Below are 13,678 nucleotides of genomic sequence, written 5' to 3'. Positions count from 1 at the left end.
CGCGTTTCCCTTCCTATGCGGGGTTGAAGGTGAGGACGATGCGGCTGTGCCGCTTGTCCAGCACCGTCCCGACCGGCAGGTCGCCGTCGGGAGTCTGTCGGGGCAGAACGCGCAGTACCGGCTCGGGTTCGCGAGCTTCCACCCACGCGCGCATGTGCTCCGCCATCCGCTCAGCCGCCGCGGCGGCGTCGGGCCCATGAGCACACGCGCCCAGGTCGAACACGTCGTCGGTCCAGGCCAACGCCGAGCGGTAGACAAACGTTCCGTTGTGCAAGGCGGCGGGAGTGCCGAACCGCCAGGCAGGGGTGACGATGCCGGCATCAACGGCCGCCTGCTGCGCCGCGAGCACCACAAACAGATCCACCTCACCGGCAAGGCGCGCCGCCAGCCACAAGTCCAGGTCGGCTAGGACTGTCAGAGGCGGCAAGCTCACCCCGGCCCACGCCTGCTCCCGCGGCTGCGCCAGCAGACCGCGCACGACGTCCGGGTTGACCTGCTGGCCCTCATCCAGCCGCAGGTGGACGCCGTCTGCGATGTCGACATACCGCATCTCGTAAGCTCCGGCGCCTTGCATCGCCACGAATCCGCACAGGCGCTGACTGCGGCTAATCAGCCGGTCGCCAACACGGCGCAGCGCCCACGACCGGGTCATCCCGAACGTGCGTAACGGCACCACCAGCACGCCGTCGTCGACGAGCTGGGTGATCCAGGCCGGGGGGATGTCCCACGCGCCGGCCGTGACAATGATCAGGTCGAAACGGCGGTTTGGGTCGATCGGCTGCTCGGCGTCGGCGCATACCACGGTGACGTCGCCGTACCCCGCCGACGCGAGGCACGCCACGGCCCGCTCGGTCACCTCGGGGTCGATATCCACGGTCGTGACCGACCCCGACGGACCAACCAACTCCCGAAGCAGCGACGCGTTATAGCCACCCGACCCGATCTCCAGCACATGCCGCCCCGCCAAACCGCCGCCGATGGCGTCGGCCGCCTGACCGAGCATCTCCGCGATCAGCCACGGCGCCGAGACCGAACTGACCGTCTCATCTCCGCGCCGCTTGGTGATGACAGCGGTGTCGCTGCGATACGCCTCCTCCACCGGGACACCCGGCGTGTACAGCTCACGCGGCACCGCCCGCAGCGCCGCCTCCACCTCGGGCCGCATCACCAACCCTTTGGCCTCATGGTCGGCGACCAGGCGGTCGACCATCGCATTACGCAAGCCCTCGCTGCTCACCGTGCCGACAATCATGTTTGCGCCACTCTCCCTATTCGTTGCGGCCGCTCCAACCGAACGATCCGCTACAACCGGCATCCACTGCAGGACGACCATGGCCTCGGGTAACGCGGCCGCACCAGCCCGTGAGAGCGCCAGCGTTGGCGGCACCAGAACCCCAGCTGATCACCGTCGATGGGCGTTCAAGGGCTGTCGAGCAGGCGGTCATCGTTCGGAGATTTACCCTGTCCGGCTTACACGATCACCCACGGTAACGTGACGGGGAATACCGACTTGCGGTCCGACTTTGCCGTCACCCCGTGCCGATCCCTGGCGTGACAGCATGGGAGGTGTCTGTTCTAGACGGCCGGTGGCATAGTCGGCAGGCCGGCATGCTGGGCCGAGGGGAGAGATGGTGCCTCGCCATCCGGATACGATGATCACGCCGAACACCGTGCTGAGCGCTGCGCGACGACGTTTACCGTCGCCGGTACACCCTGGCCGGTGCATGTCTCGCAGCGAACTGGCCGAGGCGGTGAACGCTGCGCTCGACGCTATCTACTCAGACCGTGACGTCACCGCCCACTACGTCGACTTTCGCTGGGTCGGCAAACTGGAGCGTGGCGAGCATCGCTGGCCCAGCCAAGCGCGGCGGGCAGCACTGCGTCAGGTACTTGGCGCCGCCACCGATGCGGATCTCGATCTCTACAGCCCTCGACGTAGCGACACGATGTGCCTCGTCGTTGAGGCAACCGAGCCTCGGTCAGGCAGTTGGGACGAGACCATTCACCTGCTGCGCGAACAGTGGCATCTCTTGGTCCAGAACGACAAGATGTTCGGCCCGGAGTACGCACTGATGGGCGTCACCAGACAGCTGGCGGTAATCGAGGACCTTTTGCGTGAGGCTCCCCAAGCGCTGCGCCCAGCCGCTGTCCGCCTCGCCGCTCAGTACGCCGAATCCGCAGCCTGGCTCAACCAGTCGCTTAACGACCACGCCGCCGGCCACCGCCGGACACAACAGGCACTCACCTGGGCAGTCCAAATCGCTGATCCGACAATGATCGCCTGGGCCACCTACCGCAGCAGCCAACAGTGGTTGACAGGCGGATGCCCCGCCCGAGCCGTCGAGCAGGCCGAGGCGGCGTTGCGCTACGACCAGAAGCTACCCGGACCGATGAGAGCGGCGCTGCGCGTTCAGTACGCGCACTCCCTAGCCGCCACCGGCGAGCACCATACGGCCATGCGCCTGCTCGACGACGCGCATCGCTGGGCGGCGGACCGCCATCCAGGAAAGCCAGAGGGCGAGCACGGCTCCTACTGCACCAGCGGATACATCGAAGTGCACCGCGGGGCATGCCTTCGGCTAGCGCAGCGACCAGAGGAGGCAATCAGCGTCCTGGATGAGGCTCTTCCGACGATTCCGCGCCGGCATCGCCAAGACTTCGCGTCCGCCCTGTTGAACAAGGCGATAGCCCATGCCGCAGCGAGCCAACCCGACCGGGCAGCGGCGACGGCACACCACGCACTGCCGATCGCGCGTCGAGCGGGATCACGGCGAATCCTGCACCAGCTCGCGCACCTCGGCGCAACGGTCAGCAGGCACCAGCAACTACCAGAGGTCCGCGCCTTCCTAGATGATCTCAAGGAGGCCACCTGATGGCATCCGACGTCGAGCTGGCCGCGATGCGGCAAGCGATCACGTTGTCGTCGTTTGGCCTGGGCACCACGAGCCCGAACCCGCCCGTCGGCTGCGTCATCCTCGATCGCCATGGTGCGACTGTTGGCGTCGGCTATCACCGTCGCAAAGGAGAAGCGCACGCCGAGGTCAACGCGTTGAGCGCAGCTGGCGATGCAGCGCGAGGCGGCACCGCCGTCGTCACACTCGAACCCTGCAATCACATCGGCGTCACTCCGGCCTGCCGCCAGGAACTCATCAACGCCGGCATTACCCGAGTCGTCATCAGCGTCATCGACCCGACCTCCCGAGGCGACGGCGGCGCCGCCGTGCTTACCGACTACGGCATCGACGTTGAGATCAACGTGCTTCCCGACGAGACCCTCACCGTCCTTGGCCCCTGGCTCGCCGCCACCCGCCGTCGCCGTCCCTACCTGACCTGGGCCTACGCCCTCGGCAAGCAGGACAGCCAGCCTGTCAACAACCAGCTCGCCGCGGACCTGCGCAGTAGGACGGATCTCGTGCTCAGCGACAAAGCGCTCGAGGAGGGCGTCCCCGGCGGTCACGCGCCCGAACACTTCACGCTGCCTGACGACCTGAGTGCCGATCTCCGACCGTGGCTGTCGGCCTGCTACGCCGTCGGCTCCCGAACCATCCTCGCCGTTGGAACTCGCCACTCCGGTGCCCTCCACGGCAACCTCGACTGCATCGATGAGGTCGTGGTCGCCGTCGAAAAAGCCCCACCGACGGACGATCTAGCGGCAGGCATCGTAGGCCTCACGCCGGCCGGTTTCGTGTTAGCTGATATCTCGCCCGGTAGCACCGGTGTGCGTGTTCGCCTCCGCCGGCCCACGCCTTCTCCTTAGCGAGTCGGATATCACACAGCAGGGCATGGGCTGATGCGCTGCTGCCGCTGTCGGAGTTGAGCGGTCATACCTTGACAAGGGTGAGCCTAAACAGGCACGCCGAGGCCGACCGCAGGAGCCGTCGAAGTGCTTCGGCCTCGCGGCGGGAGGATGGTCGGGTGCGTGCGGAGGAGGCGATCGATGCAGTGACGTTGGCAGCCACCGCAGCCGGCCTCCCGGCTCAAGACGCCACCGTGGTGCGTGTCGGCGAGAACGGTGTGGTCCTGCTGCCGAGCGCTGGTGTGCTGGCGCGGGTGGTACCGAGGGTGGTTGAGGATAGGGACCCTCGTTGGGAGATCGAGGTCGCTGTCTGGTTGGCCTCGCGACAGGTGCCGGTCGTTCACCCCACACGGCCGGAGCCAATCGTCGTCGAGCGGTACGTGGTGTCGCTGTGGGAGTATCTTCCCGATAGCCGACCGGCCGACTTGGTCACCCTTGCCAAATGCCTGCGTCGGCTACACGCGGTTGACATCCCGACAAATTTGTTGCCCTCCCTGTCGCCATTTGACAATTTCGAAGAGCGGCTGCAGGTGGGCGTTGGTCTCGACATCGGCGACCGCGTTTTCCTTCGCCAACTCCGCGATCAACTCTCGGCGCGCAGTGGGCCACTGCGGAACTCGCGCTAGGCGAAGCGGTGCTGCACGGTGACGCGCACATGGAGAATCTTCTGGTGACGGCCGACGGTCGGAAGGTATTCGTGGATCTGGAGGCAGTGTGTATCGGACCACGGGAGTGGGATCTGACTCTGACGGCCCTCTACCACGAGTGCGGATGGTTCTCTGTAGAGGAATACGCCGACTTCGTCCAAGCGTATGGCCCCGATGTCCGCTGCAGCCCGTCGTGGCCGGTGCTGCGGCTGATTCGCATGCTGCGGATGACTCTACGGCTGACCCAGTCAGCGGAGAACGACCCGCAACGACAGCGGCAGCTAAGGCATCGCATCGACACGTTGCGAAACGGAACCGCTCCCGCCGGCTGGACGGGCTACTAGACCTGCTGACTGGCGGCGTTGATGGCGTTGGCGAGTTCGGCTCGGGATAGGTGCTCGCCGGGCCGTTGCAGTGATGTCAGGCGCTGGCGGGCCCGGACGAGCAGCCGGTTGGGCGTGATGAAAGGGGGCGGGTGGCGGGACACTCTCGCCTCCTTCGTAGGTGGGTCGTGGCGTCTTGTTTCGTCACCCCTGGCTCAGCAGGGCTGCGAGGTGGTCGTCGAACGACTGCACGAGGCTTGCCAGCAGGGCTTGGCCCTTGGCTACCGTGCCTGCCGAGGGTCGGCCGATGACGCCCGTCTTCGTGTACGCGCTCATTCCGTGGACTAGCAGCATCGGTCGGTCGTCTGCGGCGTGGTCGCCAGCGGCGAAGTCCTCGCCGACCGCTTGGGGGTGTACGTGCAGCAGGATCGACACTTCCAGCTCACCAGCGTGCATGTCGTGGTGGGCGTCGCTGTCCAAGTGTGCGTCTTGCCGGGCCTTGGCCCAGTCGCTGCGGGTGGGGAACAGCGTCATCGAGCCCGGCGTCATCGCGTTGGCGGTCTGCACGATGTTGGACAGCACGTAGTTGCCGCCGTGGCCGTTGACGATGACCAGCCGGGTGATTCCGCTCGCGGAGAGCGAGGACCGGATGTCCTCGACGATCGCCGAGAGAGTTTGGTGGCTGATACTGACGGTGCCGGCCCAGCCGGCGTGCTCGTGCGAGCACGACAGCGTGATCGGCGGCAGGACTAGGACGTTGTGCTGTCGCGCGATGGCCGCAGCGATTGCGGTGGCGACGATCGTGTCGGTCGTCAGCGGCAGAAACGAACCGTGCTGCTCGAAGCTTCCGACGGGTAGAACGGCTACCTCAGGTGCGCTCACGGCGACGTCGGTGCTGGTGAAGAGCGGCAGTAGGTCCATTCGGTCATCTTGTCACTGGGATGTCACTGCGGCGCGGTGCCTGTCGATGAAAGCCAGGACTGAGGGCATGGCGCTGTGCCGGCGCAGCGCTATCGCCAGTGGCTGGGTAGCGCGGATGACACGGTAGGAGGCGGTCTCGTCCGCCAGTCGCAACGCGCGCATTCCGTGGTCGACAGCGCGTTCTGGGTCGTGGTGCAGGTAGCACTCGGCGAGGTGTGCGTGCCAAAGTCCCGCATCGATCGGTGCGATAGTGGCTAGGTCGGCGACGAGTTCCTCCAAGACCGCGGTGGCGGAGGCCGGGTCACCGAGCAAGTGCCGGCAGCGGGCGTCGACCGCGGCGACGTAGCGCAGGTCGCAGTGCCGGGCGAAGTCGTCTTCATCGACTGCGTTGGTATCCGCGTCGGGCAGCTCACGTCGGGCGGCCGTGATTGCCGTACGTGCTTCGTCGTCGCCGCCGGCAGCCAGTGCTTCGGCCATGCGAGTAAGGCACAGCGCGCGAGTCCGGGCGGGTACCGAACTGCGCGCCAGGGAGTGGCGTGAAAGGACGATCGCCGCGCGGACGTCGCCGTTGTCGAGGGCGCGCTGACTCTGCCGCATGAGGGCGTAGGCGGCAAGCGATGCGTCATCAGCCTCGATCGCACGGCGGTGCGATCGGTCAAGCCAGGCCCAACCTTCGGGCGGGGCGGTGTTGTCGGCGATCCAGCTCATGAACTCCGACCATCGGGCATCGACTCGTGCGAGGTGCGGTCGAACGAGGCCGCCCTGGAGATCATCGAGGACTTCGAGGTACTCCTGCACACGGCCTTTGAGTTGAGGCCAGGTTCGCATGGGTTGGTTCGTGAGCTCGTCGAGCTCCCGTAGCCATGCGTCTGGATCGCCGTCGAGAAGTGTGCCACTGACGCGGACGTGGAGTGGCCGGCGCGTAGCCGGTTGGTTCTGCACTTGCCCGGATCGGACAGCGTCCGGTGTACGTCGAGGGCTGTAGAGGCCGATGTCGGCGTCTGTGGTGGCGCCGAGCACCTGGCGGAGGGCCGTGCGGCGTTCGTGGCTAGGCCAGCGGTGCTCGCCGCGTTCGAGTTTGCCGACCCAGCGGTGGTCAACGTAGTGGGCGGCGAGGCTTCGCCCGGGGTAGAGGCGATCGAGGGTGGCGTTGACGGCGTCTGCCAACTCGGCTCGGGACAGGTGCTGGCCGGACCGATGCGGTGACGTCAGGCGCTGGCGGGCCCGGACGAGCAGTCGGTTGGGCGTGATGACGGTGTCAGGGTGCCGCGGCATTTACACCTCCCTCGTGTGCAGGCGCGTTCCCCCGGCCGGCTAGCGAATAAGCGTCGCGTGACCTGCCGCCGCCATCGTGGTCGCGGGCACACACACAGTCAAGGAAGTCACGGGCGGCGTCGCCGTGAGGGCAGCCGATACCGGCCTCCGGATGCGGATCTCAGCCTGGGCCGTGACGCTACCGGCCAGTGTCTGCAGTCGGAGATGCGAATCGGCCATGACAAGGACCTTCCATGAAGGCATGCCACTGTGTCGGGTCGAATCGCAGCACATGCTCGGTGCTGTTTCCGGCCGCGCACGAGGACCCGGTTCGTGGGTGTAGACAACCTGGACGCAGTTGCCATCGTCGCTGTAGCTGGAGTTGCGTCAGGTGCGCTGGGATGTGGTGCCGCCTGCTACGTCGCCGCAGCCGCCGTTGCGACGTTTCCGTAAGCGATCCGGTGGTCGGACCGCAAGTCGGTACGGGAAGTCGGACCGGAAGTCGGTATTCCCAGCTTCGTGTCTATGCGTGATCGTTAATTCGCAGCGAGCTATTAGTCAACGCCCGGCACTGGAGACAAAGGGGGGTGGATGCGGCGGATGAAGTGGTTTCTCCGGGCCGACGACCGGCCGTTCAATCCGTTCGGCTGCCCTTCTCCTGGCCAGTACAACCGCGGCCTCCCGGGCAGCCGTGTGCAGCCGACGCCAGAAACAGCCGGACCGGATCCGAACCCGTCGTTGGCGATGGTCCTCGACGCGCACGACCGCGCCGTCGATCACTTCTGGGCGCCCGCGGGCGGGCAGGCGGAGCGGCACGTGCGCGCCGCCGAGGAAAGCTCGGCGCCCCGGATGCTGGTGCGGCAGGTAGCGCCGGGCGATCTGCTGCGGTCGGGGCCAGCGGTCGATGCCGGATGCCAGAGGGATGAGCCATGACGCCGATAGACGCGATCGTGCGCCGGGCTTCCGGAGAGGACACGGCGGTGCTGGTGCCGGTCGTCGCGGATGCGCTGATGGCTGGTGGCCTGGGTGTGTGGTTGGTGCCGGACGCGGCCGATCGCGACGAGGTGCTGTGCCGCTACGCACGGTTCGTGCTGAAGCGCGGGTTAGCGCATGGCCGGGTCGACACCACGGTTGACCGGAGTGCTGTGGCGGTCTGGTACGCGCCGTTGCGGCCACCACCGCCGTCGTCGGTGCTGTGGCGCTACGAGCTGCATCGGCTGCTCGGCCCGTACGCGCCTCGGTTCGCGTTGCTGCACGCTTACCGTGACGCGGCGCATCCGCACACGCCGCATCACTATCTGGCGCAGGTGGCGGCACGCCCTGGTCGAGACGCTGCTGCGGCGGTGTTGCTGGACAGCCATCACCGGGTGCTGGACGGTGGCGGGCTGGCGGCGTACGCGGAGGTGTGCGGTGATCGGCCGCGGGAGGGCCTGCTGGCCCGGCTCGGGTATGTGCCGCGCTCGCCGATTCTGCTGGAGCCAGGTGGGCCGGCGTTGTGGCGGATGTGGCGGCCCGCGGCCGGCGGCGGGTACCTCGACAGCCTTCCCCGACGGATCCGCCTCGGCCCAGCCGTGACGCCGCGCGCGAGCCGGGTGATGCCGGTGTCACCGCGTTCTCCCTGACTCCCGGCCCGTACCGAAAGCCGATCACCTGCGGGCGATTGACCTCGCGCCCTGCGGGCTACCTCGTTGCGCCCCTGATTCTGAAGGAGGGCTCCCTTCATGCTGCCTGCTATCACCCATGCGCCCACCGTGGCTCCACCGCGACGGCTCAATGCCGGACGGTGGTGGCCGGGACGGCTGGTCACCGCCCGCACCGGTGCCGCCGTCCCGGACGCCGACGGCGTGGCGTCGGACGAGTTCGCGTGGGGGTACGCGATCCGACGCGAGTGGCCGAACGATGTTCACGACCTGTTCGGGTTCACTCCGGACGCGGCCACCGCTCAGCGGCGGCTCGACCGCGACCGGAGTTTCTGGCGTAGCGGCCCGGTACGGCCGACGGCGGTATATCTCGTGCCCGTCAACGCCGCCGTCGTGCGGCGGCATCCGGTGGAGGGCTGCCGCAACTCGTCGTGCCCGGACGCGCCGGAGCGGGGGCAGCGGTGAAGGCGACGCACGCGCAGGTGGCCCTCGCCCGGCGGACGATGACCCCGACCGGGCTGTGGGTGTTCGGGGCGGCGGCGTCGGCGCCGATGGTCGTTCTTGCCGGTGGCATCGTCGCCACGTACGCCACCACGGGGGTGACGGCGCTGCCGCTGACGTTCCTGCTGGTCTCCGGGGTGGTCGCGCTGTTGGCGGTCGGGTACACGGCGATGGCCCGGCAGGTCGGTCACCCGGCGGCTTACTACGGCATCCTCGCCGGCGGGCTGGGCCCCGGCTGGGGTGTGGCCGCCGGCTTGGTCGCTCTGGTGGCCTACAACGCGATCCAGATCAGCCTCTACGGGTTGTTCGGGGCGAGTATGGCCGCTCAGCTCGGCGGCACCTGGTGGGTGTGGGCGGGCATCGCCCTGGCGGTGGTCGGGGTGTTGGGGGTGCGGGCGATCGTGTTGTCGACCCGGGTCCTGGCCACGGTGCTGGCGGTGTCGCTGCTGATCGTGGTGGTGTTCATCCTCGCCGGGCTTGGGCGGCCGGCCGAGGGTGGGTTGTCCTGGGAGGGGTTCAGCGGCTCCGGGCTGGCGGTCGGCGGTATCGGCGGTGCGGTGGCGTTGTGTGTCGCGGCGTTCATGGGCGTTGACGCCCCGGGTTCGTTCGTCGAGGAGGCCACCGATCGGCGGTCGGTTGGTCGGGCCACCATCGCCGGGGCGCTGGTTCTTGGCGGGGTGTACGCGGCGGCGGCGTGGGCGATGGGCGTGGCGGTCGGCCCGGATGATGTCGCGGCGGTTGCGGCGGATCCGGCGGGCGGACTGCCGTTCGTGGTCCTGCAGCGAGCCGGCGGCTGGTGGGTTTCCCTGGCGAGCGTGGTGCTGGTGTTCGCGGTGATCACCTCGATGCTGGCCTTCCACTCGGTTATCGCCCGGTATGTGTTCGGGATGGCCCGGGAGGGTGTGCTGCCGGCCGGGCTTGCCCGGGCTGGCAGCGGCACGCGCGTCAGCGCACCGCGAGGCGGGTCGCTCGCGCAGACCACGGTGGCCGCGCTCGTGGTGGCCGCGTTCGCCGTCGCCGGCGTAGACCCCCTCGCCGTGATGTTCACGTGGTTGTCGACCCTGGGGGCGATGGGCTTGTTGTGCCTGCTGCTGGCCGCGTCGGTTGCCGCGCTGACGGCACCGGGCCGGGTGCGCGGTGACCGGGCGGGGGTGTGGCAGTGGCGGCTAGCGCCCGCCCTCGGCCTGCTCGGCGGGACGGTGGTGCTGGCGCTGATGGTGGTCAACGTCGGCTCCCTACTGGGCGCGGCCCCCGGGTCGCCCATGCCGTTACTGCTGCCGGCGATCCTGGCCGGCACCGGCGCGGCCGGCGGGGCGTGGACGGGGCACCTGCGTCAGTCCCGGCCCGACGTGTACGCCGGTATCGGTCGTGGCACCCCGGCCACGCACGCCGTTCCTGACGCCATCACCGTCTCGATCTGACAAGGAAAGCCGACCTTGATGACTCACGCGGCCACGCCCGCCGGGCGGTACAGCCCTGACCCACTACACCCCGGCTGGCAGCCCGAGCAACCCGCGCCGCCGGCCGGCCACCGGCCTCCCGCCGCCCAGATCCCACCGCCTGGACACGGCCCGACCCCCGGCCAATACCCGTACCGGCGCCCGTCGCAGCCGCCGATTCCCCCACCATCGCCAGCCCCATCTACGCCGTCGTACTCGGCGGGGGAGCAGCCGGACGGTGAGGCGGCTTCTGTCGAAGCCCGGTGGTGGGCGGATGTACGCCGCCAGGTGGCCTACCGGTGCAAGCGCCTCAACTCCGGTCACATGATCGAGGCCGACCAGCGGTTCGACACCCGCGACGCACTCGGCCCGCACGGCGTGACGTTGTTCTTCACCTCCGACGCGCCCAGCGAGCCACACGGCTACCGGCTGCATACCGCCTACCGGCTGTTCCTCGCCTCACCGGAGTCCAACAACCTGCCTCGACTGCTGGCTGACCTGGTTCAGGTCGCCGCGTCCAACATCGCCCGCGCCGTGGCCAGCCGCCACCGGTGGCATCCGCTGGGCCCAGACGGGTCGATGGTCAACGGCGGCGACACGAACCTGCCACCCGGCGCCGCCTACGTCGGAGTCGGGGTGAGCACCCTGGACTCCGAGGTGGGCAGCTGGTACCAGGTCGCCCGGAGCCTGCGCGAGCCGGCCGCGACCGGACGGTACCGCTCGGCCTGGGACCTGCGCGGCCAGTGCTACGTGCTGCTGACCGACGGCACCGCCCTGCACATCGACCGCAACCCGCACGCCCGCCTCGGTGACGAGGGCATCCGCAGCACCAAAACACTCGACGCGGACCGGCCCGCGCACTGGCACAACCCCCACGCCGACCTCTGCGAACGGGGCGACTACACGATCCGAGAGGTGTGGCGGCAACTCGCGGCCCTGCACGACACCCTGACCACGTACTTGTGCGGTGGAGGGCAGCTCGCGTGACGGATACCGCGCTCGACCTCGCCGTTGCCGCAGACCTCAATGCAGAGTCGATCGACGTCATCGCCGTCCTCGACCACCTGGTCGGCGAAGCCGACGCCGCCGCGCCAATGAGCGTCGGCTACCCCGGCGCGGTGGACCTCGACCACAGCATGGTCATGACCCGGCTCGGCCACCGGTTGTGGAACAACATCGGCGACCCCGCCGACACCGGCGGCGTCGCGCACACCCGGGTGCTGGAGCAGGCGGTGATCGCGTGGGTCGCGGACCTGCTCGCCTTGCCCGCCGACGACCGGTGGGGATACGTCACCGCCGGCGGCACCGAAGGCAACCTGTCCGCCCTGCACGCGGCCTACCGCCGCTGGCCCACCGCACGAATCTACTTCTCGACCGCCGCCCACTATTCGATTCCGAAGATCGTGGACATGCTCGGCGCCTACAAGGCGATCGTGGACGCGGGCCCGGACGGGGAGATGGACTACGCCCACCTGGCCGCGCAGCTGCGCCGACGCAGGCGCTGGCCAGCGATCATCGTTGCTACCGCCGGCACCACGATGACCGAGGCCGTCGACGACACCGACCGCGTCCGCGCCCTGCTCGACCAGTACAACATCACAGGGCACCTGCACGTCGACGCCGCCCTGTCCGGGATCCCCCTCGCCCTCGACGGACGGCTACGCCTCGATGACGCCAGCGGCATCGGCAGCGTCGCGATCTCCGGCCACAAGTTCTTCGCCACACCCACCCCGTGCGGCGTGGTGCTCATCCGCGACAGCGTCCGCAAACCGGCCTGGCAGGTCGCCTACACCAACAGCGCCGACACCACCGTCACTGGCTCCCGTTGCGGCCTGTCCGCGGCGCTGCTGTGGCACGCCATCGCCACCCACGGCCGCGAAGGACATCGCTGGCGCGCCGCCGAAGCCCGACGCCTGGCCGCGTACGCCGTCGACCAGATCAGAGCCACCGGCTGGCCCGCCTGGCGACACCCACACGCCTTCACCGTCGTCCTGCCCACCCCACCCGAACCCGTCCGCGCCAAATGGCTGCTGGCCACCGACGGTGCCACCAGCCACATCATCTGCATGCCCGGCATCACCCGCGGCCAGATCGACGCCCTCGCAGCCGACCTTGCCACCGCCCTGGACACCGCGCAGGCGGGACCGGTACCGCGGCCCCGCCTGCCCACAACTCCTCAGACATCTGCCGCACCACTGGTCACGGCCCCACCCACCACCCGACCGAGGCACCTGCCATGAACACACCCAACGACCCGACATCCCGCGGAAGCAGCCCCATGGACTCCGTACCTCGTATTCGCGCCGCCCGCTGGGCGGACAAGGACGCGGCCGCCGCCCTCATCGCGGACGCCTTCGAGCCGAGCGCCCTCGCGGCCTGGCTCGTCCCCGAGCCACCGCACCGGCGGCGGATCCTCGCCGACGTCCTCGCGATCTGGGTGGAGCATGCGTTGTTTTTCGGCGACATCTACCTCGCCGACGACCTCACCGCCGCCACCGTCGGTTTCCACCGCTACCGACCCATCCCACCACCGGCCAACTACCGCCTCCGGCTGCAGGACGCCGCCGGCCCGCACGCCGACCGTTTCCACCTGCTTGACCAGTTGCTGTCCGGGCCGCGACCGACCGAGCCGCACTATCACCTGGCAGTCCTGGCCGTGCGGTCCGACGCCCAGCGCACCGGCCGCGGCACGGCGATGCTCGCCCACCACCGCGCCCGCGTCGACCGGGTGGGCCTGCCGTCCTGGACCGACACCACCACCGGGGTCGGTGACCTGTATGCCCGCTACGGCTACACACACCGGCCGCCGATCACCCTGCCGGACGGCCCGACCATCCATCCGATGCGCCGCAACCCGGACACCGTCAGCGGCTACGCGTGGCCGCTCAACACCGCCCACACCAGCGTGACCCGCTCACATGACCACCCTGTCTGATCCGCCTGAGTAGTCCGTCGAGCAGGTGGAAAAACGGTGCGCCCACGGCAACGGCCACAAGACACCGAATCACTTCGTCCGCTGGCACGGTGTTGTAGCCAAAGTGAACTCGGTAGGCACCGCCAGCGGGACTGTAAAACGAACGGTGTAACTCCTGATCAAGGAGGAGCACCTGATGACGGATGTGTTGACCACCGGGGCTGATACTGGCGCGGTGGCGAA

General features: G+C 68.8%; 14 protein-coding genes. 11 read left to right on the top strand and 3 right to left on the bottom strand.

Annotated features, from left to right (window positions below; all coding sequences use genetic code 11):
* Positions 1 to 13 precede the first annotated feature (13 nt).
* Positions 14 to 1,252: a methyltransferase, FxLD system gene (gene fxlM / locus ABTW87_RS09785; RefSeq protein ID WP_350650333.1), complete on the bottom strand. Its 1,239-nt coding sequence runs from the start codon at positions 1,250 to 1,252 to the stop codon at positions 14 to 16.
* Between the two features lie 472 nt (positions 1,253 to 1,724).
* On the opposite strand from fxlM, the gene ABTW87_RS09780 reads away from it, so the two are divergent.
* From ABTW87_RS09780 to ABTW87_RS09765, 4 genes are all read left to right on the top strand, one after another.
* Positions 1,725 to 2,873: an NsdA family TPR-like regulatory protein gene (locus ABTW87_RS09780; RefSeq protein ID WP_350650331.1), complete on the top strand. Its 1,149-nt coding sequence runs from the start codon at positions 1,725 to 1,727 to the stop codon at positions 2,871 to 2,873.
* Positions 2,873 to 3,757, top strand: coding sequence for a bifunctional diaminohydroxyphosphoribosylaminopyrimidine deaminase/5-amino-6-(5-phosphoribosylamino)uracil reductase RibD (gene ribD / locus ABTW87_RS09775; RefSeq protein WP_350650329.1), 885 nt, complete (start codon positions 2,873 to 2,875; stop codon positions 3,755 to 3,757). Before ABTW87_RS09780 ends, ribD begins: the two co-directional genes overlap by 1 nt.
* A 158-nt stretch (positions 3,758 to 3,915) precedes the next feature.
* Positions 3,916 to 4,422, top strand: coding sequence for a hypothetical protein (locus tag ABTW87_RS09770; RefSeq protein ID WP_350650327.1), 507 nt, complete (start codon positions 3,916 to 3,918; stop codon positions 4,420 to 4,422).
* Positions 4,423 to 4,451: 29 nt separating this feature from the next.
* Positions 4,452 to 4,787, top strand: coding sequence for a phosphotransferase (locus ABTW87_RS09765; protein WP_350650325.1), 336 nt, complete (start codon positions 4,452 to 4,454; stop codon positions 4,785 to 4,787).
* Positions 4,788 to 4,970: 183 nt separating this feature from the next.
* Here the strand turns inward: ABTW87_RS09765 and ABTW87_RS09760 are convergent, their stop codons facing one another.
* Positions 4,971 to 5,687 (bottom strand): creatininase family protein, encoded by a 717-nt coding sequence (locus ABTW87_RS09760; protein ID WP_350650323.1) that lies wholly within the window; start codon positions 5,685 to 5,687, stop codon positions 4,971 to 4,973.
* Between the two features lie 12 nt (positions 5,688 to 5,699).
* Positions 5,700 to 6,962, bottom strand: coding sequence for an NsdA family TPR-like regulatory protein (locus ABTW87_RS09755; protein ID WP_350650321.1), 1,263 nt, complete (start codon positions 6,960 to 6,962; stop codon positions 5,700 to 5,702).
* A 579-nt stretch (positions 6,963 to 7,541) separates the two neighbouring features.
* Here ABTW87_RS09755 and ABTW87_RS09750 point away from each other — a divergent pair.
* The 7 genes from ABTW87_RS09750 to ABTW87_RS09720 all read left to right on the top strand — a co-directional run bounded on the left by ABTW87_RS09750 (position 7,542) and on the right by ABTW87_RS09720 (position 13,456).
* Positions 7,542 to 7,874, top strand: a complete 333-nt coding sequence (locus ABTW87_RS09750) for a hypothetical protein (protein WP_350650319.1) — start codon at positions 7,542 to 7,544, stop codon at positions 7,872 to 7,874.
* Positions 7,871 to 8,563, top strand: a complete 693-nt coding sequence (locus ABTW87_RS09745) for an N-acetyltransferase (protein WP_350650318.1) — start codon at positions 7,871 to 7,873, stop codon at positions 8,561 to 8,563. The genes ABTW87_RS09750 and ABTW87_RS09745 overlap by 4 nt, the downstream gene beginning before the upstream one ends.
* Positions 8,564 to 8,662: 99 nt before the next feature.
* Entirely contained in the window at positions 8,663 to 9,046 is a 384-nt protein-coding gene (locus ABTW87_RS09740; RefSeq protein ID WP_350650317.1) for a hypothetical protein, read from the top strand.
* Positions 9,013 to 10,503 carry an APC family permease gene (locus ABTW87_RS09735; RefSeq protein ID WP_350650315.1) on the top strand — a complete coding sequence of 497 codons (1,491 nt, stop codon included), beginning with the start codon at positions 9,013 to 9,015 and terminating at the stop codon, positions 10,501 to 10,503. The genes ABTW87_RS09740 and ABTW87_RS09735 overlap by 34 nt, the downstream gene beginning before the upstream one ends.
* A gap of 342 nt (positions 10,504 to 10,845) precedes the next feature.
* Complete coding sequence (locus ABTW87_RS09730; protein ID WP_350650313.1) at positions 10,846 to 11,508, top strand: hypothetical protein; 663 nt, start codon at positions 10,846 to 10,848, stop codon at positions 11,506 to 11,508.
* Positions 11,505 to 12,761, top strand: a complete 1,257-nt coding sequence (locus ABTW87_RS09725) for a histidine decarboxylase (RefSeq protein WP_350650311.1) — start codon at positions 11,505 to 11,507, stop codon at positions 12,759 to 12,761. The genes ABTW87_RS09730 and ABTW87_RS09725 overlap by 4 nt, the downstream gene beginning before the upstream one ends.
* A gap of 38 nt (positions 12,762 to 12,799) precedes the next feature.
* Positions 12,800 to 13,456 (top strand): GNAT family N-acetyltransferase, encoded by a 657-nt coding sequence (locus tag ABTW87_RS09720; protein ID WP_350650309.1) that lies wholly within the window; start codon positions 12,800 to 12,802, stop codon positions 13,454 to 13,456.
* Positions 13,457 to 13,678 lie beyond the last annotated feature (222 nt).

The sequence above is a fragment of the Micromonospora sp. NPDC126480 genome (genome assembly GCF_040302465.1).
In the GTDB taxonomy this organism is placed as follows: Bacteria; Actinomycetota; Actinomycetes; order Mycobacteriales; family Micromonosporaceae; genus Micromonospora.
Note: the sequence above shows the minus strand (reverse complement) of the source record. Positions and strands in the feature narration are given on the sequence as shown.

Excerpts from the sequence above, each read along its gene's own strand:
- fxlM (WP_350650333.1), bottom strand. The coding sequence starts at position 1,252 with ATGATTGTCGGCACGGTGAGCAGCGAGGGCTTGCGTAATGCGATGGTC.
- ABTW87_RS09780 (WP_350650331.1), top strand. The coding sequence starts at position 1,725 with ATGTCTCGCAGCGAACTGGCCGAGGCGGTGAACGCTGCGCTCGACGCT.
- ribD (WP_350650329.1), top strand. The coding sequence starts at position 2,873 with ATGGCATCCGACGTCGAGCTGGCCGCGATGCGGCAAGCGATCACGTTG.
- ABTW87_RS09765 (WP_350650325.1), top strand. The coding sequence starts at position 4,452 with ATGGAGAATCTTCTGGTGACGGCCGACGGTCGGAAGGTATTCGTGGAT.
- ABTW87_RS09760 (WP_350650323.1), bottom strand. The coding sequence starts at position 5,687 with ATGGACCTACTGCCGCTCTTCACCAGCACCGACGTCGCCGTGAGCGCA.
- ABTW87_RS09755 (WP_350650321.1), bottom strand. The coding sequence starts at position 6,962 with ATGCCGCGGCACCCTGACACCGTCATCACGCCCAACCGACTGCTCGTC.
- ABTW87_RS09750 (WP_350650319.1), top strand. The coding sequence starts at position 7,542 with ATGAAGTGGTTTCTCCGGGCCGACGACCGGCCGTTCAATCCGTTCGGC.
- ABTW87_RS09745 (WP_350650318.1), top strand. The coding sequence starts at position 7,871 with ATGACGCCGATAGACGCGATCGTGCGCCGGGCTTCCGGAGAGGACACG.
- ABTW87_RS09740 (WP_350650317.1), top strand. The coding sequence starts at position 8,663 with ATGCTGCCTGCTATCACCCATGCGCCCACCGTGGCTCCACCGCGACGG.
- ABTW87_RS09730 (WP_350650313.1), top strand. The coding sequence starts at position 10,846 with ATGATCGAGGCCGACCAGCGGTTCGACACCCGCGACGCACTCGGCCCG.
- ABTW87_RS09720 (WP_350650309.1), top strand. The coding sequence starts at position 12,800 with ATGGACTCCGTACCTCGTATTCGCGCCGCCCGCTGGGCGGACAAGGAC.